Source organism: Nocardiopsis sp. NPDC049922 (assembly GCF_040660275.1).
Taxonomy (GTDB): Bacteria; Actinomycetota; Actinomycetes; order Streptosporangiales; family Streptosporangiaceae; genus Nocardiopsis.
This window is the reverse complement of sequence record NZ_JBFAME010000002.1, coordinates 273,617-300,338: the sequence shown is the minus strand read 5'-3', so window position 1 is coordinate 300,338 and position 26,722 is coordinate 273,617. Positions and strand designations below refer to the sequence as shown.

General features: G+C 72.8%; 23 protein-coding genes and 3 tRNA genes. 14 read left to right on the top strand and 12 right to left on the bottom strand.

From position 1 onward, the window contains the following. Positions 1-114 precede the first annotated feature (114 nt). Both AB0I72_RS05585 and AB0I72_RS05580 read left to right on the top strand, forming a co-directional pair. The gene (locus AB0I72_RS05585) at positions 115-1,434 is read left to right on the top strand and encodes a glycoside hydrolase family 18 protein (protein WP_358563331.1); all 1,320 of its coding nucleotides are present in this window, start codon (positions 115-117) and stop codon (positions 1,432-1,434) included. Between the two features lie 104 nt (positions 1,435-1,538). Beyond that, complete coding sequence (locus AB0I72_RS05580; protein WP_358563329.1) at positions 1,539-4,454, top strand: FAD-binding and (Fe-S)-binding domain-containing protein; 2,916 nt, start codon at positions 1,539-1,541, stop codon at positions 4,452-4,454. A 44-nt stretch (positions 4,455-4,498) separates the two neighbouring features. Here AB0I72_RS05580 and AB0I72_RS05575 read toward each other — a convergent pair whose 3' ends face one another. Together AB0I72_RS05575 and AB0I72_RS05570 are read right to left on the bottom strand one after the other, a co-directional pair. Beyond that, positions 4,499-5,017: a hypothetical protein gene (locus AB0I72_RS05575; RefSeq protein WP_358563327.1), complete on the bottom strand. Its 519-nt coding sequence runs from the start codon at positions 5,015-5,017 to the stop codon at positions 4,499-4,501. Next, the gene (locus AB0I72_RS05570; RefSeq protein WP_358563325.1) at positions 5,017-5,355 is read right to left on the bottom strand and encodes a hypothetical protein; all 339 of its coding nucleotides are present in this window, start codon (positions 5,353-5,355) and stop codon (positions 5,017-5,019) included. The genes AB0I72_RS05575 and AB0I72_RS05570 overlap by 1 nt, the downstream gene beginning before the upstream one ends. A gap of 164 nt (positions 5,356-5,519) precedes the next feature. On the opposite strand from AB0I72_RS05570, the gene AB0I72_RS05565 reads away from it, so the two are divergent. Together AB0I72_RS05565 and AB0I72_RS05560 are read left to right on the top strand one after the other, a co-directional pair. Beyond that, positions 5,520-5,592 (top strand) — tRNA-Asn (locus AB0I72_RS05565). A 165-nt stretch (positions 5,593-5,757) separates the two neighbouring features. Beyond that, positions 5,758-5,830 (top strand) — tRNA-Asn (locus AB0I72_RS05560). Between the two features lie 121 nt (positions 5,831-5,951). Here the strand turns inward: AB0I72_RS05560 and AB0I72_RS05555 are convergent. Further along, positions 5,952-6,839, bottom strand: coding sequence for an SAM-dependent methyltransferase (locus tag AB0I72_RS05555; protein ID WP_358563323.1), 888 nt, complete (start codon positions 6,837-6,839; stop codon positions 5,952-5,954). A gap of 581 nt (positions 6,840-7,420) precedes the next feature. Here AB0I72_RS05555 and AB0I72_RS05550 point away from each other — a divergent pair. Next, the gene (locus AB0I72_RS05550) at positions 7,421-8,119 is read left to right on the top strand and encodes a RibD family protein (RefSeq protein WP_358563321.1); all 699 of its coding nucleotides are present in this window, start codon (positions 7,421-7,423) and stop codon (positions 8,117-8,119) included. Then, positions 8,116-8,598 (top strand): deaminase, encoded by a 483-nt coding sequence (locus AB0I72_RS05545; RefSeq protein WP_358563319.1) that lies wholly within the window; start codon positions 8,116-8,118, stop codon positions 8,596-8,598. The genes AB0I72_RS05550 and AB0I72_RS05545 overlap by 4 nt, the downstream gene beginning before the upstream one ends. A gap of 49 nt (positions 8,599-8,647) precedes the next feature. Here AB0I72_RS05545 and AB0I72_RS05540 read toward each other — a convergent pair whose 3' ends face one another. Together AB0I72_RS05540 and AB0I72_RS05535 are read right to left on the bottom strand one after the other, a co-directional pair. Then, positions 8,648-11,140, bottom strand: a complete 2,493-nt coding sequence (locus AB0I72_RS05540) for a DUF3516 domain-containing protein (RefSeq protein WP_358563753.1) — start codon at positions 11,138-11,140, stop codon at positions 8,648-8,650. Positions 11,141-11,282: 142 nt separating this feature from the next. Next, positions 11,283-12,272 (bottom strand): malate dehydrogenase, encoded by a 990-nt coding sequence (locus AB0I72_RS05535; RefSeq protein WP_358563317.1) that lies wholly within the window; start codon positions 12,270-12,272, stop codon positions 11,283-11,285. 263 nt (positions 12,273-12,535) lie between these two features. Here AB0I72_RS05535 and AB0I72_RS05530 point away from each other — a divergent pair. Then, positions 12,536-12,609 (top strand) — tRNA-Ile (locus AB0I72_RS05530). 159 nt (positions 12,610-12,768) lie between these two features. Here AB0I72_RS05530 and AB0I72_RS05525 read toward each other — a convergent pair. Then, positions 12,769-13,320 carry a DUF4870 domain-containing protein gene (locus AB0I72_RS05525; RefSeq protein WP_358563315.1) on the bottom strand — a complete coding sequence of 184 codons (552 nt, stop codon included), beginning with the start codon at positions 13,318-13,320 and terminating at the stop codon, positions 12,769-12,771. Positions 13,321-13,887: 567 nt separating this feature from the next. On the opposite strand from AB0I72_RS05525, the gene AB0I72_RS05520 reads away from it, so the two are divergent. Beyond that, positions 13,888-15,711, top strand: a complete 1,824-nt coding sequence (locus tag AB0I72_RS05520; RefSeq protein WP_358563313.1) for a GDSL-type esterase/lipase family protein — start codon at positions 13,888-13,890, stop codon at positions 15,709-15,711. A 25-nt stretch (positions 15,712-15,736) separates the two neighbouring features. On the opposite strand, the gene AB0I72_RS05515 is transcribed toward AB0I72_RS05520, so the two are convergent. Further along, positions 15,737-16,357: a TetR/AcrR family transcriptional regulator gene (locus AB0I72_RS05515; protein WP_358563311.1), complete on the bottom strand. Its 621-nt coding sequence runs from the start codon at positions 16,355-16,357 to the stop codon at positions 15,737-15,739. Between the two features lie 258 nt (positions 16,358-16,615). Further along, positions 16,616-17,338: a glycerophosphodiester phosphodiesterase gene (locus AB0I72_RS05510; RefSeq protein ID WP_358563309.1), complete on the bottom strand. Its 723-nt coding sequence runs from the start codon at positions 17,336-17,338 to the stop codon at positions 16,616-16,618. Between the two features lie 253 nt (positions 17,339-17,591). Here AB0I72_RS05510 and AB0I72_RS05505 point away from each other — a divergent pair, with 253 nt between their 5' ends. Next, positions 17,592-18,362, top strand: coding sequence for a DeoR/GlpR family DNA-binding transcription regulator (locus tag AB0I72_RS05505; RefSeq protein WP_358563307.1), 771 nt, complete (start codon positions 17,592-17,594; stop codon positions 18,360-18,362). Between the two features lie 47 nt (positions 18,363-18,409). Here the strand turns inward: AB0I72_RS05505 and AB0I72_RS05500 are convergent, their stop codons facing one another. Continuing rightward, positions 18,410-18,886 carry a VOC family protein gene (locus tag AB0I72_RS05500; protein WP_358563305.1) on the bottom strand — a complete coding sequence of 159 codons (477 nt, stop codon included), beginning with the start codon at positions 18,884-18,886 and terminating at the stop codon, positions 18,410-18,412. Between the two features lie 70 nt (positions 18,887-18,956). Next, positions 18,957-20,234 (bottom strand): MFS transporter, encoded by a 1,278-nt coding sequence (locus AB0I72_RS05495; RefSeq protein WP_358563303.1) that lies wholly within the window; start codon positions 20,232-20,234, stop codon positions 18,957-18,959. A gap of 225 nt (positions 20,235-20,459) precedes the next feature. Here AB0I72_RS05495 and AB0I72_RS05490 point away from each other — a divergent pair, with 225 nt between their 5' ends. The 3 genes from AB0I72_RS05490 (at position 20,460) to AB0I72_RS05480 (ending at position 23,557) form a co-directional block, all read left to right on the top strand. Continuing rightward, on the top strand, positions 20,460-22,076 hold the full coding sequence (locus AB0I72_RS05490; RefSeq protein WP_358563301.1) for a histidine kinase: 1,617 nt from the start codon (positions 20,460-20,462) through the stop codon (positions 22,074-22,076). A gap of 78 nt (positions 22,077-22,154) precedes the next feature. Further along, positions 22,155-22,817, top strand: coding sequence for a response regulator transcription factor (locus tag AB0I72_RS05485; RefSeq protein WP_358563299.1), 663 nt, complete (start codon positions 22,155-22,157; stop codon positions 22,815-22,817). Positions 22,818-22,858: 41 nt separating this feature from the next. After that, positions 22,859-23,557 (top strand): metal-dependent phosphohydrolase, encoded by a 699-nt coding sequence (locus tag AB0I72_RS05480; RefSeq protein WP_358563297.1) that lies wholly within the window; start codon positions 22,859-22,861, stop codon positions 23,555-23,557. Here the strand turns inward: AB0I72_RS05480 and AB0I72_RS05475 are convergent. Together AB0I72_RS05475 and AB0I72_RS05470 are read right to left on the bottom strand one after the other, a co-directional pair. After that, the gene (locus tag AB0I72_RS05475) at positions 23,511-23,831 is read right to left on the bottom strand and encodes a DUF4031 domain-containing protein (protein WP_358563295.1); all 321 of its coding nucleotides are present in this window, start codon (positions 23,829-23,831) and stop codon (positions 23,511-23,513) included. The two genes, AB0I72_RS05480 and AB0I72_RS05475, sit on opposite strands and share 47 nt — an antisense overlap. Beyond that, on the bottom strand, positions 23,828-24,295 hold the full coding sequence (locus AB0I72_RS05470; protein WP_358563293.1) for an Lrp/AsnC family transcriptional regulator: 468 nt from the start codon (positions 24,293-24,295) through the stop codon (positions 23,828-23,830). Before AB0I72_RS05470 ends, AB0I72_RS05475 begins: the two co-directional genes overlap by 4 nt. Before the next feature lie 193 nt (positions 24,296-24,488). On the opposite strand from AB0I72_RS05470, the gene AB0I72_RS05465 reads away from it, so the two are divergent. Beyond that, on the top strand, positions 24,489-25,370 hold the full coding sequence (locus tag AB0I72_RS05465) for a tryptophan 2,3-dioxygenase family protein (RefSeq protein WP_358563291.1): 882 nt from the start codon (positions 24,489-24,491) through the stop codon (positions 25,368-25,370). Positions 25,371-25,409: 39 nt separating this feature from the next. Continuing rightward, positions 25,410-26,648 (top strand): kynureninase, encoded by a 1,239-nt coding sequence (gene kynU / locus AB0I72_RS05460; protein ID WP_358563289.1) that lies wholly within the window; start codon positions 25,410-25,412, stop codon positions 26,646-26,648. Positions 26,649-26,722: the final 74 nt, after the last annotated feature.

Sequence of the window (26,722 nt, the reverse complement as noted above, 5' to 3'; positions counted from 1 at the left end):
CGGCCGCGAACGAGTCGGCGGCGCCACGGGTTCTGCGGCACGGGAAATGGCCCGATGTGGCCGTCTTGCCCCGAACCCCCTGTGCGCGCGGCGCGTCGTGCCTAGGGTCGAAGGGTGCAGGTCAACCGATCCTCCCCGGCCCGACCCCGACCCCGCCGCCACCTGCCCCCGCTGGCCGCCGCCGTGGCCGTCGTCGCCCTCGTCGCGACCGGCCTCGTCCTGCTCGGCGGCCGTGAGCCCGAACGCGTCGCCTACGTCGCGGGCTGGAACGTGGCCGACCGCGGCTTCACCGTCGCGGACGTGGCGGCCAGCGGCGCACCGGAGCACCTGACCCGTCTGATGTGGGCGTTCGGGGACGTCAGCGAGGACGGCCTGTGCCACATTCCCTCCGGACGCGACGACCAGCCGTGGGAGCTGTACCAGCGGCCCTACACCGCCGAGGAGAGCGTCGACGGCCGGGCCGACCGCCCCGACCAGGACCTGGCCGGGAGCCTGCACCAGCTGCGGCTGCTCCGCGAGGACCACCCGCACCTGGGCGCGAGCCTGTCCCTGGGCGGCTGGAGCTGGTCGACGTACCTGTCGGTGGCCGCCCGCACCCCCGAGTCCCGGGAGGCGTTCGTCGCCTCCTGCCTGGACCTGTGGATCCGCGGCGACCTGCCCGTCCTCGACGGCGGCCCCCAGGGCGGCGAGGGCGCGGCGGCCGGGGTCTTCGACGGCGTCGACCTGGACTGGGAGTGGCCGGGCGGGCAGGGCGACCCCGGCAACGTGGTCCACTCCGACGACCCCGCCAACCTCACGGCGCTGGTCGCCGAGTTCCGCCGCCAACTGGACGCGCTGGGCGAGGAGACCGGCGCCGAGTACACGCTGTCGGTCTCCCTGCCCGGCGGGGCCGAGCCCAGCACCGCCTACGAGGCCGAACTGTTCGACCTCGTCGACTTCGCCACCGTCCAGGGCTACGACTTCGCGGGCCCGTGGAACGAGCGGACCGCCCACCACTCCAACCTGTACGCGCCCGCCCACGACCCCGGGGCCGACAGCGTGGACCGGGCCGTCCAGCGCTACCTCGACCTGGGCGCGGACCCGTCGCGCCTCGTCGTGGGCGTCCCGGCCTTCGGGCGCGGCTGGCAGGGCGTGGGCGCCCAGGACGCGGGGCGCGGCCAGGTGGCCGGGGCCCCCGCCGACGACGCCTACGACGGCCCCACCATGGCCTTCGCCGACCTGGAGGAACGCGACGGGCGACGGTTCCTCGACGAGGAGGCGGGCGCCTACTGGATCTACGACGGCGACACCTGGTGGACCTACGACAACGCCGACGTGATCGCGCTCAAGGGCGAGTACGTCCGCGACCGCGGCCTGGGCGGGCTCATGGTGTGGAACCTGGACATGGACCCCGAGGGCGAGCTGGTCCGGGCCATGGACGAGTCCCTGGAGTGACGGCGCCGCGGGACGCGCCACGGCGTCGCCGTCTCCCCGATCGGAGACGATCCGGGGGCGTGCCGCGGTTGCCACGCCCCGACCCGGACGGCCACGCTGAGGACATGGCCGACGCGCAGCTCTCCTCCTCCCGCACCGCCCCCGCCGACCTCCGCCGCGACCTGGAGCGCCGGATCCGGGGGACGGTCGCCTTCGACCCCGGAACGCTCGCCCTGTACACCTCCGACGCCTCCAACTACCGACGCGTCCCCCTCGGCGTCGTCATCCCCGAGACCGTCGACGACTGCGTGGCCGCCGTCCGCACCTGCGCCGAGCACGGCGTCCCGGTCGTGCCCCGGGGCGGCGGCACGTCGATCGCGGGCAACGCCATCGGCACCGGCGTCGTCATCGACACCTCGCGCCACCTGCGCGCCATCGAACACATCGACCCCGTGGCCCGCACCGCCACCGTGCAGCCCGGCGTCATCCTCGACGACCTGCGCGAGGCGGCGTCCGCCCACGGGCTCACCTTCGCCCCCGACCCCTCCACGCACAGCCGCTGCACCGTCGGCGGCATGGTCGGCAACAACGCCTGCGGCTCCCACTCCGTGGCCTGGGGCACCACCGCCGACAACATCGTCGCCCTCGACGTCCTCCTCGCCGACGGCACCCGCATGACGGTCGGCTCCCGCCACACCCCCGAGGAGTGGGCGGAGCTGACCCGGCGGCCGGGACGCGAGGGCGGGATCTACACCGAACTCGACCGGATCGTCGAGGAGCACCGCGCCGACCTGCGCACCACCATGCCCGAGTTCCGGCGCCGCGTCTCCGGCTACGCCCTGGACCGGCTGCTCCCGGAGAAGGGCCGCGACGTCGCCGCCGCCCTCGTCGGCACCGAGGGCACCTGCGTCCTCGTCCTGGGCGCCACCGTCCGCCTGGTCGAGTCGCCGCCCGCCCGCGCCCTGGCGGTCCTGGGCTACCCCGACGCCGCCGCGGCCGCCGACGCCGTGCCCGACCTGCTCGACCACGCGCCGCTGACCGCCGAGGGCATCAACCACCGCATGGTCGCCGCCCTGGACCGGCACGGGTCCCGGAGCCGTGTCCCCCTGCCCGAGGGCGGCGCCTGGCTCCTGGTGGAGATCGCCGGAGCGGACCCCGCCGAGGCCACCGGGGCGGCGGAGCGGATGCTCTCCGAGCTCAAGGGGGCGTCCCGACCGCGGGACGCCGTCGTGGTCACCGACGCCGCACACCAGAGGGCGCTGTGGCGGATCCGCGAGGAGGGCGCCGGGCTCACCCAGCGCACACCGAGCGGGGACGACGCCTGGTCGGGCTGGGAGGACGCCGCCGTCCCACCGCGGAACCTGGGCGGCTACCTGCGCGACTTCGACGCGCTCATGGAGCGGCACGGGCGCTTCGGCGTCGTCTACGGGCACTTCGGCGACGGGTGCCTGCACGTGCGCATCGACTTCGCCCTCACCCACGAGCGGGGCCGGCGCGAGTACCGGGCGTTCATGGAGGAGGCCGCCGACCTGGTCGTCGCGCACGGCGGATCCCTGTCCGGCGAGCACGGGGACGGGCAGGCCCGCTCGGAACTCCTCCGCCGTATGTACCCCGAGGGGATCATCCGGGCGTTCGGCGCGTTCAAGCGCGCGTGGGACCCGGACGGGCTGATGAACCCCGGCATCATCGTCGACCCGCTGCCCCTGGACGCCGACATCCGGGTGGCCGCCGACGACCGCCCCGCACTGCCCCTGCTGTCGGAGGTCACCCTCGCCTACACCGACGACGACGGCGACTTCGCGCGGACCCTGCGCCGCTGCTCGGGCGTGGGCAAGTGCCGCCGCCAGAGCGGGCCCGGCGTCATGTGCCCCAGCTACCAGGTCACCCAGGAGGAACGGCACTCCACGCGCGGGCGGGCCCACCTGCTGTTCGAGATGGCCAAGGGGGAGGTCATCACCGACGGCTGGCGGTCGGAGGAGGTGCGCGAGAGCCTCGACCTGTGCCTGTCGTGCAAGGGCTGCCTGAGCGACTGCCCGGTCAACGTGGACATGGCCGCCTACAAGTCCGAGTTCCTGCACCAGCACTACCGGGGGCGCCCGCGTCCGGCCGCGCACTACTCGATGGGCTGGCTGCCGCTCTGGGCCCGGCTGGCCGCTCTGGCCCCGGCCGAGGCCAACCGGGTCGCCCGCCTGCCCGGCGTCGCACGCCTGGCCAAGCGGCTGGCCGGGGTGGCCGCGCGGCGCGACCTCCCCGCCTTCGCCACCACGACCTTCACCCGGGCCTTCCGCCGCCGTCAGCGGCGCGGCCGGGCCCGCACGGTCGGCCGCCGGGTCGTCCTGTGGCCCGACACCTTCGGCAACCACCTCGATCCACGGGTGCTCGCCGCCGCCACGCGGGTCCTGGAGGACGCGGGCTTCACGGTCGTGCTCCCCGAGGGCCAGGTGTGCTGCGGGCTGACGTGGGTGTCCACCGGCCAACTGGACGTCGCCCGGGCGGTGATGCGCCGCGCCGTCCGGGCCCTGGAGCCGTGGGTGGCCCAGGGGCTGCCCGTGGTCGGTCTGGAGCCCAGCTGCACGGCGGCCCTGCGCCACGACCTGGTGGAGCTGCTGCCCGGCCCCGCGAGCGAGCGGGTCGCGGAGGCCGTGCACACCCTGGCGGGGTTCCTCAACGCCCACGCCCCCGAGTGGCGGCCGCCCCGGCTCTCGGCCAGGGCGCTGGCCCAGGTGCACTGCCACCAGCACGCCGTCATGGGGTTCGACGCCGAGCGCGAGCTCATCGCCGGGGCGGGGATCGACGGGGAGGTCCTGGACTCGGGGTGCTGCGGGCTCGCGGGCGACTTCGGGTTCACCGAGGGGCACTACGAGATCTCCACCGCCATCGGGGAACGCGAACTCCTTCCCCGGGTGCGCGCGGCGGACGCGGACACCCTGGTCCTGGCCGACGGTTACAGCTGCCGGACCCAGATCGACCAGGGCACCGGCCGTCGCGCCCTGCACCTGGCCGAGGTCCTCGCACGGGGGATCGCCGACCGCGACGCATGACGTGCGAGGGGTGCGCCGGGTCCCGCGAGGCCGCGTGAACGGGCTCAGACGCCCATCTGGTCCCGGAGGGTGGCCAGGACGTGTGCGACGGCGTCGGACAGGTCCTGGTCCTTCGGGTCCAGGCCCTCGCTCAGGTGGACGCGCCAGCGCGCCTCGCCGCTCCCGGGGGGTCGGCGCGCCACCAGGCGGAAGCCGGTGGCCGAGTCGGCGCGGGGGTAGGGGACGAACCGGTTGACCAGGATGGTGGCGGTGACGCGCTCGGCGACCGCCTCGGCGATGCGGCGGTAGTCGACGGCGTCCTCGGCCGGTTCCGCGCACAGCCGGACGGTCCGCCGCCCCGCGCCCTCCTCGTCGAAGGTCAGCGTGTCCGGGGTCCACCGGGCCTGGTCGATGTCCTGCCAGGGCACCGCGCGGCCGTCGGGCAGGTACAGCGCTCGCGTGGTGGCGACCAGGAGGGGCTGCTCGCCCTCGGCCGCGCGCACCGGCGCGTGGGCGAGCACGCGCTCGCCGCGCTCCAGCCGCGCGCGGACCGACTCGGGGATCCCGCGGCCGAACAGGCCCACTAGCGGTCCCGGGGGCTCTCGGACGAGCCGTTGGCGCTCGACGGGCCGCCCTCGGCCATGTGCCGCTCCCACTCGACGAGATCCCGCTCCTCCTCCGTGGGGCGGGCGAGGAAGTCGCGCAGGGAGGTGATGGGAAGGGTGTCGACGGCCTTGTCGTAGGCCGTGCGTCCCGCGTTGCTGACCTGCGCGCCCACGAGCCCGGCCACCTCCTGTACGACCGGGCTGTCGGCGACCTTCCGGGCGGTGCGGACGAGCTGCTCGTAGCGGGCCCTGCCCGCCTTGGCGCCCAGGACGTAACCGATGGCGAGTCCGGCGGCGAAGGTGATCCGGTAGCGCATGGGCTCCCTCTCCAGGCCTTGGTGGCGTTCGGGACGGTTCGTGCCCTGACGTTACCGCGTCGTGGCCGCGGCCACACGGCCCGACACCGGTCACGAGCACTCCGGAACCGCGCTAGGCTGGTGCGTGTCGCAGCGACCCCCGGCGGGGACGCCGCCGACCGCGATCCCGCGTAGCTCAATTGGCAGAGCAGCCGGCTGTTAACCGGCAGGTTACTGGTTCGAGTCCAGTCGCGGGAGCAGTCCAGGGTCCTTCCCGACAGGGGAGGGCCCTTCGTCGTACGCGAGGGCCGCCGGCGGTGCGGATCACCGGCGGCGGGAGGCGGGAAACCCGTCGCGAGCACCCCTTCGCAGGCGCTAGGCTAGTGCGTGTCGCCGCGGCCCGGAGGGCGCTGGCGGTCGCCATCCCGCGTAGCTCAATTGGCAGAGCAGCCGGCTGTTAACCGGCAGGTTACTGGTTCGAGTCCAGTCGCGGGAGCAGTCCAGGGTCCTTCCCAACGGGGGAGGGCCCTTCGTCGTTCTCGGGGTGGGCGGCACGACGCCCCTCACCCGCTGCCGGGCCGGGAGGGCTCCAACGCGGGGGAGAGGGGGCGACGGGTTCAGATCCGGCCCACACCGCCGATGATCAGTCGACGGTTGCGGCGGGGCATCTGGTAGGTGCCCGGGACGGGCGGTGCGACGGGCAGGGTGCGCCAGCGCTGTACTTCGAGCACTCCGGGGCTGAGGATCTCCCAGCCGCCGAGGAGGGCCTCCACCGCGCGGCGTCCGCGCCACCAGCCGGAGCCGAGGTGCTCGACGAAGACCTGCTCCAGTCGGGTGGCCCGCATCGCGTCCTTGGAGAACTGGCCCGGGTCGGGGCGGCAGTAGTGGCTGAGGACGACGTGGCTGCCGGGGGTGAACGCCGCGCGCAGGGTCGCGATGTGCCCGGCCGGGTCGTCGTCGTCGGACACGTGCGGCACGACGCCGGTGAGCAGGAGCCCCACCGGCTGGTCGAGGTCGAGGAACCGGCGGGTCTCGTCGTCGCGCAGGACCTGGCCGGGTTCGGTCAGCCCTCCGCGCACGGCCGTGACGGTCCGGCCGTCGCAGATCAGGGCGCGCAGGTGGGTCAGCACCATGGGGTCGTCGGTGGCGTAGACGACGCGGGCGTCCGGATCGCTCGCGAGGGCGATCTCGTGCGGATCCCCCGGACCCGGCAGACCCGAGCCGAACTGGAGGAACTGCCTGATGCCCGCCTCCTCGACGAGGAAGCGGACCGCGCGTTGGAGGAAGGCGCGCTCACCGAGGACGATCTCCTGGAAGCCGGGCGCGGCGTCGTCGGCGCGAGTGGCGAGCTCGCGGTCGCTCTCGAAGTGGTCCTTGCCCTTGAGGTGGAAGGAGCGCAGCCGAGCGATGCTGGGCTGGGTCAGATCGACGGTGGGCGGCGGATTGGCCCGGACGTGTTTGCCCCCCGCCTGCCTCAGGAAATCGGGGGAGGTGAATCGCGACATCGCCGTCCTCTTGTCGTGAGGTGGGGAAGTGTGGTCGACTCCTGGGATTGTATTCCTCACGGGTGGTGTTTGTTAACCGAGTCGAGGATACGGGTTGTAAAAAAAGCGGGACGGAGTGCCCTTGTCCCCCTGATGTGTTGGGCGTTACTCCAATCTCGGGACAAGCGGGACGTATACCCCTAATGTCCATTTTGCGAGGAATCAGCGAGGGGGTGCGGGCCCGTCGGAGACCGCTCCGACGGGCCCGCGGGGACCGTGGGGAAACCGGTTCGGCGTCCTTCCGGAGGGCGGTGACGGCCAGCTCGGGGCCGCTTCCTCGAACAGGTATCGGAAGGTGTGTTGTCCGCGTATGTCGGCGAAGTGCCACCGGGCGTATACGGAGCGGAGTACAATAAGGTCGCCGTGAATACGGGCGAGTAATTCGCGATGCGTTCTCTCTGCCTGCGCGAATACCGTTCCTCAGGCAGCAATGCGCAGGAGGCGCCGGGTCCGCGTCCCGGCCGAAAACCCCCGGCGCGACCTCCCCCGGAACCCGCGCCGTGTCCGGACCCGATCCCGTCCCGCGCGGCTAGCCTGGGGGGATGGACCGTCCCCACACCATCCTGAGCTGCGCCATGTCGGTCGACGGACGCATCGACGACACCGGTCACGAACGGCTGCGGTTGTCCAACGAGGCCGATTTCGCCGAGATCGACGAGCTGCGCGCCGAGTGCGACGCGATCCTCGTCGGCGCGGGAACGCTGCGCGCCGACGACCCCAGGCTCCTCGTGCGCTCCCCGGCGCTGCGCGAGCGCCGCCGCGCCCAGGGCCGCACCGAGCACCTGCTCAAGGCCGTGGTCACCCGGGGCGGCGACGTGGACCCCTCCGCGCGCCTGTTCGCGACCGGCGACGCCGGGGCGGTCGTCTACACCGGCGGTGACGGCGTGGCCCTGGCCCGCGCACGCCTGGCCGCACGGCCGACCGCCGAGCCCCCCGCCGAGGTCGTGGACGTCGGGGACCCGCCCACCGCCGAGGCGATCCTGGCCGACCTGGCCGCGCGCGGCGTCGAGCGCCTGCTCGTGGAGGGCGGCGGCCACGTCCACACGCTCTTCCTCACCTCGGGCCTGGTGGACGAACTCCGCCTGGCGATCGCGCCCTTCTTCGTGGGCGAGGCGGACGCCCCGCGCTTCGTCCTGCCCGGCGCCTTCCCGCACGGGCCCGCGTCGCCCATGCGCCTGGTCGGGACCCGCGCGCTCGGCGACGTCGTCGTCCTGCGCTACCGCCTGGGGGCGGGGGAGTGAGCGCCGGACCGCCTCCGGCCGACGGTGCCGCCGACGCGCACTGGCTGCGCCGGACGATCGACCTGTCACGGAACTGTCCGCCCTCCACCACGGCGTTCTCCGTCGGCGCGGTCGTGGTCGCCGCCGACGGAACCGTCCTGGGCGAGGGCTACTCGCGCCGCGACTCCCCGCACGACCACGCCGAGGAGGTCGCGCTCAGGGAGGTGGACGCGGCCGACCCACGCCTGGGCGGGGCCACCCTCTACACGTCGCTGGAACCGTGCAGCGCCCGCGCCTCCCGTCCCGTGCCCTGCGCGGAGCTGGTGCTGGGCACCCCGGTCCCACGCGTGGTCTTCGCCTGGCGCGAGCCGGAGCTTTTCGTCGACTGCGACGGCGCCGAACGGCTGCGCCGCGCGGGCCGCCAGGTCGTGGAACGCCCCGACCTGGCCGAGGGCGCGCGCGAGGCCAACGCCCACCTGCTGGCGGGCGGCGGTCGCTGACGGCCCCTCCCCGGGGGCGCGGTCGGGCGCCGCCGGGGTGCGGGCCGCCTCAGAGCCGGTTGACGTCGGTGACCCGCACGACCGCGTGGCCCTCGGCGTCGGAGGCGGCCAGGTCGACCTCGGCGCTGATCCCCCAGTCGCGGTCGCCCGCCGGGTCGGCCAGGACCTGCCGGATCCGCCAGAGCCCGTCCTCCTCCTCGATGAGCAGGAGCGCGGGACCGCGCGCGTCGGGGCCGGTCCCGATCTCGTCGTGCTCGTCGAAGTAGTCCTCCAGGGCCTCCTCCCAGGCCTCGGCGTCCCACCCGGCGTCGGAGTCCAGCCCCCCCAGCTCGGCGTAGCGGCGGCGGGAGGCCAGCTCGACCCGGCGGAACATCTCGTTGCGCACCAGGACCCGGAACGCCCGCGTGTTGGCGGTGACCGGGCGGACCCGCTCCTCCGCCTCGGCCTCCCCGTCGGGGGACTCCTCCTCGGGGTTGGTCAGCTGCTCCCACTCGTCCAGGAGGCTGGAGTCGACCTGGCGGACCAGCTCGCCGAGCCACTCGACGAGGTCGCGCAGCTCCTCGGTCTTGGCGTCGTCGGGCACGGTCTGGTTGAGGGCCTTGTAGGCGCTCGCCAGGTAGCGCAGCACCAGCCCCTCGGAGCGGGCGAGCTCGTAGAAGCCCACGTACTCGGTGAAGGTCATCGCCCGCTCGAACATGTCGCGCGCCACCGACTTGGGCCGCAGCGGGTGGTCGCCCACCCACGGGTGGCCGCGCCGGTAGACCTCGTAGGCGTGGTCGAGCAGCTCCTCCAGCGGCTTGGGGTAGTCGACCTCCTCCAGCCGCTCCATGCGCTCCTCGTACTCGATCCCGTCCATCTTCATCTGCTGGACGGCCTCGCCGCGGGCCTTGTTGAGCTGGGCGCCGAGGATCTGCCGGGGGTCGTCCAGGGTGGACTCCACGACGCTGAGCACGTCCAGGGCGTAGCCGGGGGAGGCCGTGTCGAGCAGTTCCAGGGCGGCCAGGGCGAACGTGGACAGCGGCTGGTTGAGCGCGAAGTCGGCCTGGAGGTCGACCGTGAGACGGGCGGTCCGGCCCTGCTCGTCCGGTTCGGGCAGGGTCTCGACGATGCCGCCGTCCAGCAGCGACCGGTAGATGGCGATCGCCTCGCGGATGTGGCGGCGCTGCGTCCTGCGGTCGTCGTGGTTCTCGGTGAGCAGGTGCCGCATGGCGGTGAAGCAGTTGCCGGGGCGGCCGATCACGCTGAGCAGCATGGCGTTGCTGACACGGAACCGGGAGGTCAGCGGCTCGGGCTCGGCGTCGATGAGCTTGTCGAACGTCGCCTTGTCCCAGGAGACGAAGCCCTCGGGGGCCTTCTTGCGCACGACCTTGCGCCGCTTCTTGGCGTCGTCGCCCGCCTTGGCCAGCGCCTTCTCGTTCTCGATCACGTGCTCGGGCGCCTGGGCGACCACGTTGCCCACGGTGTCGAATCCGGCGCGTCCGGCCCGCCCGGCGATCTGGTGGAACTCGCGGGCGCGCAGACGGCGGACCCGCACGCCGTCGTACTTGCTCAGGGCGGTGAAGAGCACGGTGCGGATGGGCACGTTCACGCCCACCCCCAGGGTGTCGGTGCCGCAGATGACCTTGAGCAGCCCGGCCTGGGCCAGCCGTTCGACCAGGCGGCGGTACTTGGGCAGCATGCCCGCGTGGTGCACACCGATGCCGTGCCGCACGTACCGGGACAGGTTGCGCCCGAACTTGGTCGTGAAACGGAAATTGCCGATCTCCTCGGCGATCGCCGCCTTCTCCGCCTTCGAGCACATGTTGATGCTGGTCAGCGACTGCGCCCGCTCGACGGCCTGCGCCTGCGTGAAGTGCACGATGTACACCGGCGCCTGGCCGGTGGACAGGAGTTCCTCCAGCGTCTCGTGCAGCGGCGTGACCCGGTAGTCGTAGTAGAGGGGGACCGGGCGCTCGGCGGAGGCGACCACGGAGGTGGACCGCCCGGTGCGCCGGTTGAGGTCCTCCTCGAAGCGCGTGACGTCGCCCAGGGTGGCCGACATGAGGAGGAACTGGCACTGGGGCAGCTCCAGCAGCGGCACCTGCCAGGCCCAGCCGCGATCGGGTTCGGCGTAGAAGTGGAACTCGTCCATGACCACGGTGCCGATGTCGGCGCGGCCGCCCTCGGCGAGCGCGATCTGCGCCAGGACCTCGGCCGTGCAGCAGATGATGGGGGCGTCGGCGTTGACGCTGGCGTCGCCGGTCATCATGCCGACGTTGTCGGTGCCGAAGATCTTGCACAGGTCGAAGAACTTCTCCGAGACCAGGGCCTTGATGGGCGCGGTGTAGAACGCGCACTCGTTCCTGGCCAGGGCGGCGAACAGCGCGCCCGTGGCGACCATGCTCTTGCCGGAGCCGGTCGGGGTGTTGAGGATGACGTTGGACCCGGAGACGACCTCGATGAGGGCCTCCTCCTGGTGCGGGTAGAGCGTGAGACCCCGCTCCTCGGCCCACAAAGCGAACGCCTCGAAGAGGGAGTCGGGGTCGGGTTCGGCCGGAAGCACATCGATGAGACTCACGCTTCCTATACTGCCCGCTCCCGCGCACCCTTCGGGACGGTCGTTCCCGGGGGCGGCCGGACACGACGACGGGCGCGTCCCCGGAGCGGGGGACGCGCCCGTGGGCGCCCGACGGGACGGACCGGTCCTAGACCAGGCCGAGCTCGCGGACGGTGTCGCGCTCCTCGACGAGCTCCTGGACGGAGGCGTCGATCCGGGCGCGGGAGAAGTCGTCGATCTCCAGGCCCTGGACGATCTCCCAGCGGCCGTTCCTGGAGACGACCGGGAAGGAGGAGATGAGGCCCTCGGGGACGCCGTAGGAGCCGTCGGACGGGATGGCCGCGGAGGTCCAGTCGCCCTCGGGGGTGCCGTTGACCCAGTCGTGGACGTGGTCGATGGCGGCGTTGGCGGCGGAGGCGGCCGAGGAGGCGCCCCGGGCCTCGATGATCGCGGCGCCGCGCTTGGCGACGGTCGGGATGAAGTCGTTCTCCAGCCAGGCCTGGTCGTCGACGGCCTTGGCGGCGTTGGCGCCGTTGACCTCGGCGTGGAACAGGTCCGGGTACTGGGTCGCGGAGTGGTTGCCCCAGATCGTGAGCTTCTTGATGTCGTTGATCGACACGTCGAGCTTCTTGGCGAGCTGGGTGAGCGCGCGGTTGTGGTCGAGGCGGGTCATCGCGGTGAAGCGCTCGGCCGGGACGTCCGGCGCGTGACTCTGGGCGATGAGGGCGTTGGTGTTGGCCGGGTTGCCGACCACCAGGACGCGGATGTCGTCGGCCGCGCCGGCGTTGATCGCCTCGCCCTGGGGCTTGAAGATGCCGCCGTTGGCCTCGAGCAGGTCACCGCGCTCCATGCCCTTGCCGCGCGGGCGGGCGCCGACGAGCAGGGCGACGTTGGCGCCCTCGAAGGCCTGGCGGGCGTCGTCGAAGATGTCGATGCCCTGGAGGAGCGGGAACGCGCAGTCGTCCAGCTCCATGGCCGTGCCCTCGGCGGCCTTGACGGCCTGCGGGATCTCCAGCAGACGCAGCTTCACCGGGGTGTCGGCCCCCAGCAGCTGACCGGAGGCGATCCGGAACAGCAGGGCATAGCCGATCTGGCCAGCGGCGCCGGTGACGGTGACGTTGACGGGTACTTGGGCCATGACGTGAACTCTCCTGACGACGAAGTGCGACCCGCGATGTTACCAACGGGTACGAAGCGGCGTCCGTGCCGGGGCGCTGGGGTCCGACCAGGCGCGCGCCGCACCTCACCACCCTAGACCGACCGCCCCCGGGAGGGGTGACCCAGGTGCGCGGAAGGAGACCGTGCCCTGATGGCGCCGTGTGCCAATCCCTCTTCGGGGCCGGATTTCCGGCGCGGAAACGCCGGACGCACCCTGTTAGGATGACGTTTGCCGACGACGGCGGGCCGGTAGCTCAGCTGGTTAGAGCAGGGGACTCATAATCCCTGGGTCGCGGGTTCGAGTCCTGCCCGGCCTACCCCCTCAGAACGGAATTCGCGCCGTCGACCCCTGCGCTCGGGTCGACGGCGCCGGTGGATCCGCGCGGTGTCCGGGCCATTGACGGTATTCGTCCGGGAAACGGCCGCCGGGCCCGCTGGCGCCCCACCCGTACCGGGCGGAGCGCCGACCCCGGCCGCTACTGCACCCAGGTGACGTTGAACGGGTATGTGAACTGCTGCCCCTGGTTGGCGGCCTGCGCGGCCCGCACCCCCATGACGATCGCGACGACGTACACGGCGAACCAGGTCAGGTATCCGATGAGCACGATCATCAGGAAACCGGAGACCAGGTAGGCGATCAGCAGCACGAGCTGGAAGTTCAGGGCGGCCGCCGCCTGCTGCCGGACGAACGGGGACTCGTCCTTCTTGACCAGGTAGATGACCAGCGGGACGATCCACCCGAGGATGCCGCCGCCCAGGTGGGCGAAGAAGGCCATCTGCCTGTCGTCGGGGCCGGGCTGGCCGCCGTGCCACTGCTGGCCGTGCGGGGGAGGGTAGGCCCCGTGCTGACCCTCGTATCCGGGCTGGCCGTGCGGCGGCGGGTAGCCGCCGGGCTGGGCCGGGTAGCCGCCGCCGGGGTGGCCTCCGGGCGGCGGGGCGTAGCCGCCCGTCCCCTCCTGGTGGGCGGGCCACTGGCCCTGGCCCTGGCCGTAGGGGTCCTCTGGCGGGGGAGGGTGCGGGTAGGACATGGTCTTCTCCTTCGGTGGGTTCGGGGGAACGGCCGTGAGGGTCCCACCTCAGCAGACGGTCACCGGTGGGTGTCGGTTCCCGACGGTCGGGAACGGTGGGGTCTCGCGGCCTCGGCACTCGATGACCAGCATGCCAGGACATGACCGTCGCATCCCATGGTCGCGCGGCGCGCTGACCCGTACGGCTCCACCGGGGTGCCCCGGTTCGGGGTCCCGTTCCGAGAACGCCCGGGAAATGTGAAAACAATTCATAATTGAAAAAATCCGACCCGACGCCCGTGTTCTCCGCCCGGTCCGTGAGGAACGGCGTGGATTCCTTGTGCATTCTCCGCGCTCTTCCGTGTCGTCCGCGCCGCGCCTGATGTCGCTTTCCTCCCCACAGTTCCGAGTGCTCCTCTAGACTGGTGGCCCACCCAGGGTGATGGTGTCGCACGTCTCAACAACCACCGCCCGCCCTGCGTCGTCCGACATGTCGGAGATGGAACAGCGGAGAGGCGAGTGGTGAGCCGGGGCGAACGAGGGCGGCGGAGAGCACTCGCCCGCCGGAGACGTCGCCGGGCGTGGTGGATGAGTGCGGGCGCGGCCGTCGTCGCGATCGCCGTCGCCGGCGTGGCCCTCCACGTCCTGCCACGAGAGTTCGAACCCCCCTCGCGCGCGGCCGAGTCCCTGGCTCCGGCCCCCTTCGCCGACCTCGTCGACCGCGTCGGGGTCTCCCGCGACGGCGCCGCCGTCACCGGCGACCTCGACGGCGCGGGCAACAGCCTGTCCGCCCAGACCCTGTCCGCCGCCGGGTGGCTCCCCGGAGGCCGGGTCACCGTCCTCGGCGCCCCCGTCGACCTGCCCTCCTACGGTCCCGGGCGGCCCGACCATCTGGTCAGCCAGGGCCAGCGCGTGCGCCTGGAGGAGAGCCGCCTCCGCTCGGTCACCCTCCTCACCACCGCCGTCCGGGCCGACGACCTGGACGCGCCCGTCCTGGGCGACGGCCGCGTGGTCTACGCCGACGGCGCCGAGGAGGAGTTCACCCTCTCCGTCCCCGACTGGGCCAGGGGTCCCGCCGCCGACGCCGTCCTCACCCTCCCCTACGCCAACACCGTCACCGGTTTCGGCCGTGTCGGCTCGGTGCGCCTGTACGCCCGCACCGTCCCGGTCGACCCCCTGCGCGAGGTCTCCCACGTCGTCCTGCCCCGGGCCCCCGTCGGCGGTGACATCCACGTGTTCGCCGTGGAGGGGACCCCCGTCGGCGACGGCTGGGTCGGCACCTGGTCCCGGTCCGCCTCCGCCCTGTTGGAGGTCGGCCCCTGGGAGGACCAGACCCTGCGCCTGGTCGTGCGCACCAGCACCGGCGGCGCCACCGCGCGGATCCGCCTCGACAACACGTTCGCGACCCGCGCCGTGACCGTCGGAGCCGCCTCCCTGGCGCTGCGCGGCGACCGGGCCGGGACCGCGGGGGCGGCGGTCCCGCTCACGTTCGGCGGCGGCTCCGGGACCGTCGTCCCGGCGGGAGCCCAGGTGTTCAGCGATCCGGTCGCGCTCCGGCTGCCCGCCAACACCGAGGTGCTGGTCAGCCTCCACCTGCCGGAGCGGGTGACCAGCGCTCCGGTCCACCACGCGGCCGTGGACACGAGTTTCACCAGTCCGGCCGGGAGCGGCGACCAGACCCTGGACACCACCGGGGAGCCGTTCACCGGACACGTCGCCCAGTGGCCCTTCCTCACCGGCCTGGAGGTCCTCGGCGCGCCCGGCGCGGTCGCCGCGGTCGGCGACTCCCTCACGGACGGCGTCGGCGCCACGCGCGACGCCCACACCCGCTGGCCCGACGTGCTCAGCGAACGGCTGGCGGCCCAGCCGGGGCTCCCCGACCTCGGTGTGCTCAACGCGGGCGTCGCCGGGAACCACGTCGCCTCCGATGCGTACCCGGGGGAGGGCCTGGCCACGACCGCGGCCGGGGTCAGCCTGCGGCACCGCTTCCAGCGCGACGTGCTGGCCCAGAACGGGGTGGACACCGTCGTCGTCTTCGCCGGGATCAACGACCTGCGATGGGGGACGCCCGCGCGCGAGGTGACCGCCGGGCTCGACGAGGTCGCCGCGCTCGCCCGGGAACGCGGTCTGCGGGTCTTCGTCGCCACGCTCGCGCCGTGCGGCGGCGAGCGGTTGTGCACGGAACGGGTGGAGCGGGAACGCCAGGAGGTCAACGCCCATCTGCGGGAACGGGCGACCGCGCCGGACTCGGTGTACGACGGGGTGTGGGACTTCGACCGGGTGCTGCGCGACCCCGCCGACCCGACCCGCCTGCTGCCCGCCTACGACTCCGGCGACCACCTGCACCCGGGCGACGCGGGGTTCCGCGCGATCGCCGAGTCCGTCGACCTGTACGCCCTGGTCGGGGGCTGAGCGCCGGTTTCCGTGCGGGTCCCGCTCAGCGCGGGCACCCCAGGTGGTGGTGGACCACCAGGTCGACGTAGACCGCGCCGAGGTCCTCCATGCTCAGTCCGCCGTCGGGGTCGTACCAGTGCAGGAGGGAGTCGAGGGTCTCCAGGACCTCGTCGGCCGCCCGGCCCGGGTCGCGGATCGCGAAGGTCCGGGAGACGACGCCGTCCCTGATGATCTCCCGGAGGTGTTCGCGGTAGGCGCGGGTGAGACAGACGATCTCTCTGTGCCGCGAGGGGTGGACGGCGCGCAGGACCGGCAGGAGCTCGTGGCTCAGCGCGGTGGCCGCCCGATGCTTCCACCCGAGGGCCACGTGCCGTCTGACCAGTTCCGCCATGCGCTCGCGCGGGGGCGCCGCGGCGTCGTCGGCGGTCAGCTGCCCGTTGACGCGCTCGCGGGTGGAGCACAGCACGACCGCGTAGGCGAGGTCGAACCGGGTGGGGAAGGCACGCCGGAGGGAGGCGGCGTCGGTTCCGGTCTCGGACGCGATGCGCTCGGTCAGAGCGGACATGGCGATGCCGCGGGAGCCGTGTTCGGCGAACAGGCGTGCCGCGCAGTCCAGGACGGGGGCCGTGGTACGCAGCGCCTGAGGGGAGGTGTCGGCCGTCATCTGTCAGGTATCTCGTCGTTCGGAAGACGCCGCAGGGGAGGGGCGGCGCGGGGACTGATTCGGTGGGAGTCCTTTCCGAGGATAGACCCAGAGGCCCGGTCCATCGCCTGGAACTCGGGAAATCGACGTGGATCGCTGTGATTATGCGACACATGATGTGGATGTGCCCGTTGTCATGCGCATGGGGGGTGAATCCCGATGTCCGGACCGCCCCGACGCCCTCGTTCCTCCCCGGTGACCTGCTGTTTCCCCGGTCGCTCAGGGTGATCCCGCGGTCTGACGTCCTCCCCTGTCCGCGTCCTTCGTCAGCGACGTCAGATCCTCGATCCGTTCCGTGGCGATCGCGTCGACGCCCATTCCCATGTGCCGCGCCATTTCTGGAAAATCATTCACGTTCCACGCGGCCACGCGATATCCGAAACGGTGGATCTCCCCGATCCGTTCCCGGTTCAGCAGTGTGTGCCGCACCGCCAGACAGCTGGGGCGCAGGTTCCGCGCCACGTCCTCCGGGGGCAGCCCCGGTCGGTCCCACGGGATCAGCAACGGCGTCTCCGCGCTCCGCGACCGCAGCGCTCCCAGCGCCTCGGCGGAGCCGGTGAACGGGACCCGGTCGGCCAGGCCGCGCTCACGCAGCAGGGCGTCCGCGGCCAGCGCCGCGTCCGGGGTCGCGGCGTCGATCAACAGGGGTGGAACGATCCCCGGGCGGAACTCGCCGAGCACCTCCATCAGGGTGGGGACGCGCCGGTCCACGTCGTCCCGGACGGCCGCCAGTTCGGCCAGGGTGAGATCGGCGACCGGACGCGGCGCGGCGCCCGGCGCGGCCGTGACGCGTTCGCCGACCAGGACCGGGTACCCGTCCGCACTCAGATGGACGTCGACCTTGACCAGGTCGGCTCCGGCACGCCACGCTGATCGCAGGGCGGGGAGGGTGTTCCCCGGTGAATGCGCGGTGTCTCCGCTCAGTGCGATGGACAACGTCATGGTGCCAGGGTGGCAAAGTCGGCGGCCCCGCGTGGTGCAAACAGGAAAAACGCCGACCAAGGCGGACTGGCACGATGGGTCGCGGACCCTGGCGGACGGGACGGCGCGACCGTTCGCGCGCCCGCGCGCGGCCACTGCGAGCCGTGTCACGTCGCCAGACCGCCGTCCCGGTTCCCCGAACTGGGAAACTCTGTTACATGGCATCGTGTCCGCACGGTGTCCCCAAGGTCGGCCCTGGAGTGTGAGGCGAACGATGATCCCGGACCAGCGACGAGAGCACATCCTGAAGCTCCTCCAGGAGCGTCACGTGCTGAGCATCAACGAGCTCACGTCCATGTTGTCCGTGTCCCACATGACGGTCCGGCGCGACATCCAGGCCCTGGAGAACGACGGCAAGGTCCTGTCGGTCACCGGCGGTGTGCGGCTGGCGGCCCGGCTCAAGAGCGAGCCCTCCTACCTGGCCAAGGCGCAGCTGGAGGTGCCCGCCAAGCGGGCGATAGCGCGCGCGGCCGCCGATCTGGTGCGGGAGAACTTCACCATCTACCTGGACGCGGGGACGACCACCCTCCAGATGGTCCCGATGCTCACGGACAAGGTCGGCCTGACCGTCATCACCAGCGACTTCAACGTCGTCGGCCACCTGATGGAGTACCCGGGGATCGAGCTGATCCACACCGGGGGCGTGGTGTCCCACTCCGACCACTCGTCGGTGGGGCAGTTCACCGCCGACTTCCTCCGCAAGGTCAACGTCGACCTGGCCTTCATCGCCAGCAGTTCCTGGGACGCCGAGCGCGGGTCGACGACGCCCTCGGAGGCGAAGGTGATCGCCAAGCAGGAGCTGCTGCGGATCGCGTCCAAGAGCGTCCTGACGGTCGACAGCACCAAGTACGGCAAGTTCGGCACGTTCCGGGTGGCGAGCCTGGAGGAGTTCGACCTCATCATCACCGACGACCGGCTTCCGCGCTCGGCCGTGGACGAGTTGGCCGAGCGGGACGTGCGCCTGAAGTTGGTGGGGTGCGACTGACGGCCCTGACCTGGGCGTCGCTCGCGGGGGAACGGCGGCGGGGAGGCTCAGTCCTCGTCGTCGTCGATCTCGGCCGGAGCGAACAGCGCCAGCTCGGTGCCGTCGGGGTCGAAGAAGACGAGCGTGGAGCCGTCGGCGTCGTGGCTGGTCGGCGTGTGCTCGACGTCCAGCTTCGTGAACCGGTCCTCCCACGCCTCCAACTCTCCGAGGTTGTCCACCCGCAGCACGAGCCGGTCGAGGCCGCAGCGGCGGTGGTCGAACTTCCCCTTGAAGTTGTCCTTGTGCTGCACGAGGTCCAGCAGGAACCCGCAGGAGTGGCGGCACTCGGTGCGCAGGGTGCCGTTCTCGTCCTCGCTGCGCAGCTCCTTGAATCCCAGGACCGATCGGTAGAAGCGCACGCTCTCGTCCCGGTCGCGAACGGAGAGGGTGACGCGGGCGAGTCCGCAGATCTGGGGCACCTTGACCTCTCTTCGTCGTCGGCTGGATCCGGGCTTCATGGTGGTCAGTAGATCGAGCACGGTCATCGAGCCTAGAGCCGATCCCACCGTGCTCGGCCACGCCTTAACGCGCGCTTAACACGTGATGTTCCCAGGGTCACGCGGCGCTGCTCCCGAGTGACGCGGAGGCCTCCTCACCTGGCCCTGCGGCATCCTCGGCGGTCGCGTCCCCCCGTGTGTACCAGCGGCTCCTCATCACCAGGACAGTCACCAGGGCCGCGACGAGCGCGCCCGCCGTGGCCAGGGCGAACGCACCCTGGTGCCCGTGCGCGTCGGCGACCGACCCGGCCACGACCGACCCCACCGACTGGCCCAGGATGAGGAAGCTCAGGATGAGCGCCATCGACTGCGACATACGGCTCGCCGGAGCCGCCCGCTCGATCAGCCCGAACAGGCTCACCAGGTGCGGGCCGATCGCCACTCCGAGCACGAGGATGGCCGCCGCCAGCGCGACGGCCCCGTCCGCCAGGTAGAGCGGGAACGTGAGCGCGAACAGCGCGCCCGCCGCGACCCGGACCCGCGCGGGCAGCGTGAACGCGACGGGCAGGGACGCCATCATGAGGCCGGCGACCGCGCTGCTGGACCCCTGGAGGGCGTACATCAGCCCGGACAGGTCGCCGTAGCCGGAGGCGGTGGCGAAGGCGGTCACCCCCGTGGACATGCCGCCGAAGAACAGCCCCTGGCAGAACATCGGGACGGCGATCACCATCAGGGCGGGGGTAACGATCCGCCCGCCCGCCCCCCGTACGGGCGGCGTCCCCGGCGGAGCGGTCGGGTGCAGGGCGAACACGGCCCCGAACAGCCCGATGAGGACCGCGGCCCCCAGCACGCTCGCCGACGGGGAGAGCGTGACGGTGAGCACGCCGACCAGCGCCGGGCCCAGGACGAAGGCGGCCTCGTCCAGGACGCCCTCGACCGACATCGCGGCGGACAGGGAGCGCTCGCGCTCGGCCTCGCCCCGGTCGTCGGCCCGGATCAGCACCACCCAGCGGGTGCGGGCCATCGGGCCGATCTGGGGCATGCACAGGCCGGCGAGGGCGGCGATGAGGGTCAGGACGGTCGCCGACCGGTCGGTGGCGACCGCGCCCACCAACAGGGCGATCAGCGCGGCGTCCACCAGCGCCATGACCAGCACCGGACGGCGCTGGCCGTGGCGGTCGGCGAACCGCGCGATGACGGGGCCGCCGACGGTCTCGCCCAGGGCGAAGGCGCCGCTGACGATCCCGGCCACGGCCACGCTGCCGGTGGCGGAGGTGACCAGCGTCAACAGGCCGATGAGGGCCATGGAGACGGGGAGCCTGGCCAGGAACGTGGCCGTCAGGAGGGGCCATCCCGCGATCGCGTCCATGCGTCGCAACGTCTCCAGTGGTGACATCCGCTCCTCGTCCCGGTCGTGCCGTGTCCCTCACGGATTGCAGCACGCAGGCCGGAGGCGGACAATCGTCGGGGAGACCAAAATTCATCCCATGATATGGCCGTTTCTGTGACGATTTCGTGGTCTGGCATGGTCCGCGCAGGTGTGCCGGGTGACGAAGGTCGTGTGAACCTCTGACTTTCGCTGGTTCCGAGCCCTCGGGGAGGACTGTGTAGGTTCGTCCCCATGGATCTCTCCGAGCCGCTCCGGGCCGTGCGCCACGCCCTGCGGCCCCTGCCCGGATGGCCGACCCGTCACGCGCTGGTGCGCGACGCGGCCCTGGCCCTCGCGGTCGGCGCGGGCGTGGTCCTGGAGGGCGTCGTGGCCTGGACCTCGGGTACGGGAGGCCCGGTCGGGACCGCGGCGCTGCACGCGGCGCTCGTCGTGGTCGGGCTGCTGGTGGTCGTGCTCACCCGCCTGTACCCGGTGCTGGCGGTGGTCGTGTCCCTGCTGGCGAGCCTGGCGTCGCTGACCATCGGGCTGCTGGTGATCGTGGCGTCCTACCTGCTGGGCCGTCGCGCGCCCAGCGTGTGGCCCGCCGTCACCCTCTTCACCGTCGGTACGGTCGGCTGGCTCGCGCTCCTGGCCACGGTGGGGTCCGCCGGGGTCGACGCGTGGTCGCTCACCCTCATCGTCCTGGTCTTCTACCTCGTCCTGCCCTGGCTGGTCGGTGTGCACCGGCGACAGCAGGCGGAGCTGAGCGCGGCCGGATGGGAGCACGCCCGGCAGCTCCAGCGCGAACACCGGCTGACGGCGGAACAGGCGCGGTCGCGGGAGCGCTCGCGCATCGCCCAGGACATGCACGACTCCCTCGGACACGAGCTGAGCCTCATCGCGCTGCGCGCCGGGGCGTTGGAGGTCACGCCGGACCTGGCGGACGAGCACCGCCGCGCCGTCGCCGAGCTGCGCGCGGACGCGGTGACCGCGACCACCCACCTCCGCGAGATCATCGGGGTCCTGCGCGCCGACGCCGAACCGGCCCCGACGGTCCCCGTCGACGAGGGCGTCCCCGCCCTGGTCGAGCGGGTCCGCGCCTCCGGCATGCGGGTCATGCTGGTCCGGGAGGGCGACCTGACGGACCTGCCGCCGATGGTCGGGCGGGCCGCGCACCGCGTGGTCCAGGAGGCCCTGACCAACGCCGCGAAGTACGCGCCGGACGCCTCGGTCACGGTGTGGGCGATCACCGACGGCAGGACCCTGGAGGTGCGCGTGACCAACGCGGCGCCGGTCGGCGTGCTGCCGGAGACCGCGGAGGGCGGCGGCCGCGGCCTGATCGGTCTGCGCGAGCGCGTCCGGGTGGCCGGGGGGTCGTTCGCCGCCGGCCCGTGCGACGGCGGGTGGGAGGTGGCCGCGACGCTGCCGGTCGACGGGGCGGTCGCCGTCGTCCCGGGCGCCGATCCCGGGGGCGAGGACGGCGACGACATCGACCGGCTGCAGCTGGCGGCCCGCCGGAGGTTCCGCGGGTGGACGCTGGCCCTCGTGGCGTTCCCGGTCGTGTGCCTGGTGGCGCTCGTGGTCGTCGCGGTGGGACCGATGTCACTGGCGTGGGAGGGACGGTCGCTGCCATCCGAGGACCTGGCGCGCATCGAGATGGGCGACACCCGGGAGGAGGCCGAGCGGTACCTGCCGGACCACGCCCTGCCGATGGACGAGGGCGAGCGCGCGCGGTACCGGGAACCCGAGGACGCCGAGTGCTCCTACTACTACGACGGATCACACGCCCTGGACCTGGACGCCGCCTTCCACCAGGTGTGCTTCCGCGACGGCCGGGTGGTCGGGGTGGGGGTCGCCGCGCGCTACTGAGCCGCCGCCCGGCGGCCCCGGCGGCGCGAACCGGCGCGCCGGGCACACCATCCCCGCGAACGCAGAGCTAGGAGACCGATGATCCGGGTGTTGATCGCCGACGACGAGGCCATGATCCGCGCGGGCGTGCGCGCCATCGTGCAGAGCGACCCCGGGATCGAGGTGGTCGCCGAGGCCGCCGACGGGCGCGAGGCCGTCGAGCGGGTGCTGTCCCACCGCCCCGACGTCGTGCTGCTGGACATCCGGATGCCCCGCATGGACGGACTGGCGGCCACCGCCGAGATCCGCCGGGTCGCGCCCGACACCGCGGTGGCCGTCCTCACCACCTTCGGCGAGGACGGCTACGTCTCCCAGGCGCTGGGCGACGGCGCCGCCGGGTTCCTGCTGAAGGCGGGTGACCCGCGCGAACTCATCGCCGGGGTACACGCGGTCGCCGAGGGCGGCGCCTACCTGTCGCCCCAGGTGGCCAGGCAGGTGATCACGCACTACGGAGGCGGTCGGGCCGCCCGGGAGGCCGCCGCCCTGGCCAGGGTCGAGCGGCTCACCGACCGGGAACGGGACGTGCTCGCCCTCGTGGGGGCCGGGCTGTCCAACGCCGACATCGCCCGCCGTCTGTTCCTGGTCGAGGGCACGGTGAAGAGCTACGTGAGCGCGATCCTCAGCCGCCTGGGCCTGCGCAACCGCGTGCAGGCGGCGATCCTGGCCTACGAGGCCGGACTCCCCGACACGGTCGACACGTGAGACCGCGTGCGGTCGGGAGCCCGTTGAGGGAATATGGGGACATGGTGAGCACGAGGCCCTCGGCGGACCTGCCCGGTCCGGGCGAGGGGGCGGGACTGAGGTGGTTCAGGTCGGCGTGGCGGGACCTGGCGGGCGCGAGCCCCGACGCGGCGGCGGTGGGCGACGAACTGCTCGGCCGCTGGGACGAGGAGCATCGCAGGTACCACACGCTGGCGCACCTGCTGCATATCCTCCGGGCCGTCGACACCCTCGCTGACCATGCTCGGGATCCGGACGCGGTGCGCTACGCCGCCTGGTTCCACGACGCCGTCTACGAGGGGCGCCCGGGGGAGGACGAACGCGAGAGCGCGCTGCTCGCCGAGCGCCTGCTGACGGCGCTGGGGGTCGCCCCCGGCCGGGTGCGGGAGGTGGCGCGCCTGGTGCGGATGACCGCCGACCACCGGACCGAGCCCGGCGACGCCGACGGCGCGGTCCTGCGCGACGCCGACCTGTCGGTGCTGGCCTCGCCTCCCGACGAGTACCTCGCCTACACGGCCGCGGTCCGCGCGGAGTACCGGAGGGTGCCCGACGCGCTCTTCCGGGCCGGCCGGCTCCGGATCCTGCGGAAGCTGCTGCTCGCCCCCCACCTGTACGCGACGGGGTACGGTCGCGCGCACTGGGAGGAACGGGCCAGGGCCAACATCGAGGCGGAGATCAGGCGTCTGGAGGCCGTCGACAGGGTCGAGCCGCCTCAGCTCTGACCGAGGGCGCCCGCCGGGTCCTGGGCCGCCGGAGTCCGGAGGCGCGCAGCCGGGTGACCAGCTCGCGTCCGCTGACGTGCTCCGCGCCCAGCTCCACCGCCCGGGCGTGCAGGTGCTCGGGGATGTCGTAGTGGTCCCGGTCGAAGGCGCGGGGGTGCGCGCCGAGTGCGCGGGCGAAGGCGTGCAGCTCCTCGTAGGAGCGGTCGCTGACCAGGTGGGCGAAGAGCCAGCCGCGCGGCCCGGGCCAGACGGGCGTGTCGATGAGGATGCTCATGAGGCGCGCGGAGCGGTCACGGCCCGCCAGGGCACGGGGCTGGACATCACCATGGTGCTGGAGGGGCGGCCGTGCTCGGCGAGCTGGTCGATGACCTCCTCGAAGTGCTCCATCGAGCGCACCGCGATGAGCAGGACGCAGCAGGCGTCGCCGGTCACCCGGTGCACCTGGAGGATCTCGGGCAGGTCCAGGGCGGCGGGTTCGCGTAGCAGGCAGTGCGCGCCGAAGCACTCCATCCGCACCAGCGCGGTCACCGGGAGCCCGGCGGCGGCCGGGTCCACGTGCGCGTGGTAGCCGGTGATCACGCCGCGGTCGGTGAGTCGGCGGACGCGGTCGGCCACCGCCGGGGCCGAGAGGTTGACCCGGCGGGACAGCTCGTTGAAGGACAGCCGCCCGTCCCGCTGGAGCTCGGAGAGGATCCGCTGGTCGACGCCGTCCAGCGGGTGTGGTGGTCGTGAGGTCATGCTTTGTGTTCCCGAAGTCGAAGCGGTGTTCCCGTTACGAATGGTAGGTCAATGTCCGACTTGTGTCGTCGTTGACCCTTCCTTCACCGGGCCTTCGTGTTCGATCATGTGTACCCGCGCTGGACCGGCCCCGGGAGACCCCCGCGCCGGTGTAGCGCCACGACACGGATCGCAGTGACGACGAGGGGTTCCCATGCTCACCACGCCCGCCCAACAGTGTCCGTACGCGCCGGGCCGCGACGACGAGGCGGTCGCGGCGCGGGGCGGCGGCCCGTCGCTCTCCTTCGAGCGCGTCACCCCCTACGTCGACTACGCCGGCGTGGACACCCTGCTCAGCCTCCAGAACACGCGTACCGACGAGCCCGCCGAGACCGCCTTCATCGTCAGCACACAGGTCATGGAGCTGCTCTTCACGCTCGTCGAACAGCGCTGGGAGGCGGCCCGGGACGCGCTGGAGGCCGACGACGTCCCCGGAGCGATCGCGTGGCTGCGCCGGGCGTGCAACGCCCAGGACGTGCTCAACGCCTCCTGGGGCCTGCTCGCCGACATGACGCCCACCGAGTTCAACCGGTTCCGCCCCGGCTTCGGCGAGGCGTCCGGCTTCCAGTCCTACGGCTACCGGAAACTGGAGTTCCTGCTGGGGAACAAGTCCGCCGCGATGATCCGCCCGCACAAGGCCATGGGCGACGTCGTGGCCGAGCTGACCCGGCTCCTGGAGGGCCCGAGCCTGTACGACGCCGCGCTGCGCCTGCTGGGCCGCCGGGGCCTGCCGGTGCCCGAGGACCGCGTCGAGCGCGACTGGACCGCCGACTACGAGCCCAGCGCCGAGGTCGAACGCGCCTGGGCGCTCGTGTACGGCGACGACCGGCCCGGCAACGAGCTGTTCCTGCTGGCCGAGGCGCTGCTCGACGTCGCCGAGCGGGTGACCCGGTGGCGGCACAGCCACCTGCTCGCCGTCAAGCGCACCATGGGCGGCAAGCCCGGCAGCGGCGGTTCCAACGGCCTCAACTGGCTCGCGCGCAACGCCGAGCAGGACGTCTTCCCGGAGCTGTGGTCGCTCCGGAGCACCATCTGAACCAGCAGCATCACCCGCGACACCAGAAGGCAGGACCCGATGACGCCCACCACCCGTGAGGAGTGCGCCGCCCTCGACGCGGCCGATCCCCTCGCACCCCTGCGCGAGGAGTTCGTCCTCCCCGAGGGTGTGATCTACCTGGACGGCAACTCGCTCGGGGCGCTCCCGAGGTCCACACCCGGACGGGTCGCCGACATGATCGAACGCGAGTGGGGCCAGGACCTCATCCGCAGCTGGAACACCGCCGGCTGGTGGGACAAGCCGCGCACCCTCGGCGCGAGGATCGCCCCGCTGGTCGGGGCCGAGGGCGATGAGGTGATCGTCGGCGACGGTGTCTCGGCCAACCTGTTCAAGGTCCTCATCGCGGCCCTGCGCATGTCCGACCGCTCGGTCGTGCTCGGCGAGGCCGGCAACTTCCCCACCGACCTGTACGTCACCGAGGGCGCGGTCGCGCTCGCCGGGGCCGCCCAGCGCCGGATCGACCCCGACGGCCCCGAGCTGGCCGCGGCACTGGCGGCGGGCGACGTGGCGGTCGTGCTGCTCAGCCACGTCGACTACCGCACCGGCACCCTGCGCGACATGCCGGGCATCACGCGCCTGGCCCACGAGCACGGCGCACTCGTCGTCTGGGACCTGTGCCACAGCGTGGGCGCGGTGCCGATCGACCTGTCCGGCTGCGGAGCGGACTTCGCCGTCGGCTGCACCTACAAGTACCTCAACGCGGGTCCGGGCGCCCCCGCCTTCCTGTACGCCGCCCGGCGCCACCACGCCGTGGCCGACCAGCCGCTCAGCGGGTGGCACGGGCATGCCCGCCCGTTCGACTTCACCGCCGACTACGAGCCCGCGCCCGGGGTGTCCCGCTTCCTCAGCGGCTCGCAGCCGCTCGTGGCCGACGCCGCCCTGGAGGCCAGCCTCGAGGTGTGGGCCAAGGCCGACATGGGTCAGGTGCGCGCCAAGAGCCTGACGATGACCGACCTGTTCCTGCGTGTGACCGGCGAGGCCGGGATCGCGTCGGCCACCCCGCTCGACCACGCGCGGCGCGGCAGCCAGGTGGCGCTGTACCAGCCGGAGGAGGGCGCGGGCTACCCCATCGTGCAGGCGCTGATCGAGCGCGGCGTGATCGGTGACTTCCGGGCCCCCGACGTCATGCGTTTCGGGTTCACGCCGCTTTACCTGCGCTACGTGGACGTCTTCGACGCGGCCACCGCCCTGGTGGAGGTCGTGCGGACCGGGGAGTGGCGTGCGGAGCGCTTCCGCCGGAGCGCCCAGGTGACCTGATCCGCCGCCGTCGCGGCCGATTCCCGATGCCCCGGAGGACCGTTGTTCCCCCGGGGCATCGGCTTTTCCAAAGA

What these genes read in the sequence shown, in the direction of transcription:
- AB0I72_RS05580 (WP_358563329.1), top strand. Translation starts at nt 1,539, where the DNA reads ATGGCCGACGCGCAGCTCTCCTCCTCCCGCACCGCCCCCGCCGACCTC.
- AB0I72_RS05570 (WP_358563325.1), bottom strand. Translation starts at nt 5,355, where the DNA reads ATGCGCTACCGGATCACCTTCGCCGCCGGACTCGCCATCGGTTACGTC.
- AB0I72_RS05555 (WP_358563323.1), bottom strand. Translation starts at nt 6,839, where the DNA reads ATGTCGCGATTCACCTCCCCCGATTTCCTGAGGCAGGCGGGGGGCAAA.
- AB0I72_RS05550 (WP_358563321.1), top strand. Translation starts at nt 7,421, where the DNA reads ATGGACCGTCCCCACACCATCCTGAGCTGCGCCATGTCGGTCGACGGA.
- AB0I72_RS05535 (WP_358563317.1), bottom strand. Translation starts at nt 12,272, where the DNA reads ATGGCCCAAGTACCCGTCAACGTCACCGTCACCGGCGCCGCTGGCCAG.
- AB0I72_RS05525 (WP_358563315.1), bottom strand. Translation starts at nt 13,320, where the DNA reads ATGTCCTACCCGCACCCTCCCCCGCCAGAGGACCCCTACGGCCAGGGC.
- AB0I72_RS05520 (WP_358563313.1), top strand. Translation starts at nt 13,888, where the DNA reads ATGAGTGCGGGCGCGGCCGTCGTCGCGATCGCCGTCGCCGGCGTGGCC.
- AB0I72_RS05515 (WP_358563311.1), bottom strand. Translation starts at nt 16,357, where the DNA reads ATGACGGCCGACACCTCCCCTCAGGCGCTGCGTACCACGGCCCCCGTC.
- AB0I72_RS05510 (WP_358563309.1), bottom strand. Translation starts at nt 17,338, where the DNA reads ATGACGTTGTCCATCGCACTGAGCGGAGACACCGCGCATTCACCGGGG.
- AB0I72_RS05505 (WP_358563307.1), top strand. Translation starts at nt 17,592, where the DNA reads ATGATCCCGGACCAGCGACGAGAGCACATCCTGAAGCTCCTCCAGGAG.
- AB0I72_RS05500 (WP_358563305.1), bottom strand. Translation starts at nt 18,886, where the DNA reads ATGACCGTGCTCGATCTACTGACCACCATGAAGCCCGGATCCAGCCGA.
- AB0I72_RS05495 (WP_358563303.1), bottom strand. Translation starts at nt 20,234, where the DNA reads ATGTCACCACTGGAGACGTTGCGACGCATGGACGCGATCGCGGGATGG.
- AB0I72_RS05490 (WP_358563301.1), top strand. Translation starts at nt 20,460, where the DNA reads ATGGATCTCTCCGAGCCGCTCCGGGCCGTGCGCCACGCCCTGCGGCCC.
- AB0I72_RS05485 (WP_358563299.1), top strand. Translation starts at nt 22,155, where the DNA reads ATGATCCGGGTGTTGATCGCCGACGACGAGGCCATGATCCGCGCGGGC.
- AB0I72_RS05480 (WP_358563297.1), top strand. Translation starts at nt 22,859, where the DNA reads ATGGTGAGCACGAGGCCCTCGGCGGACCTGCCCGGTCCGGGCGAGGGG.
- AB0I72_RS05475 (WP_358563295.1), bottom strand. Translation starts at nt 23,831, where the DNA reads ATGAGCATCCTCATCGACACGCCCGTCTGGCCCGGGCCGCGCGGCTGG.
- AB0I72_RS05470 (WP_358563293.1), bottom strand. Translation starts at nt 24,295, where the DNA reads ATGACCTCACGACCACCACACCCGCTGGACGGCGTCGACCAGCGGATC.
- AB0I72_RS05465 (WP_358563291.1), top strand. Translation starts at nt 24,489, where the DNA reads ATGCTCACCACGCCCGCCCAACAGTGTCCGTACGCGCCGGGCCGCGAC.
- kynU (WP_358563289.1), top strand. Translation starts at nt 25,410, where the DNA reads ATGACGCCCACCACCCGTGAGGAGTGCGCCGCCCTCGACGCGGCCGAT.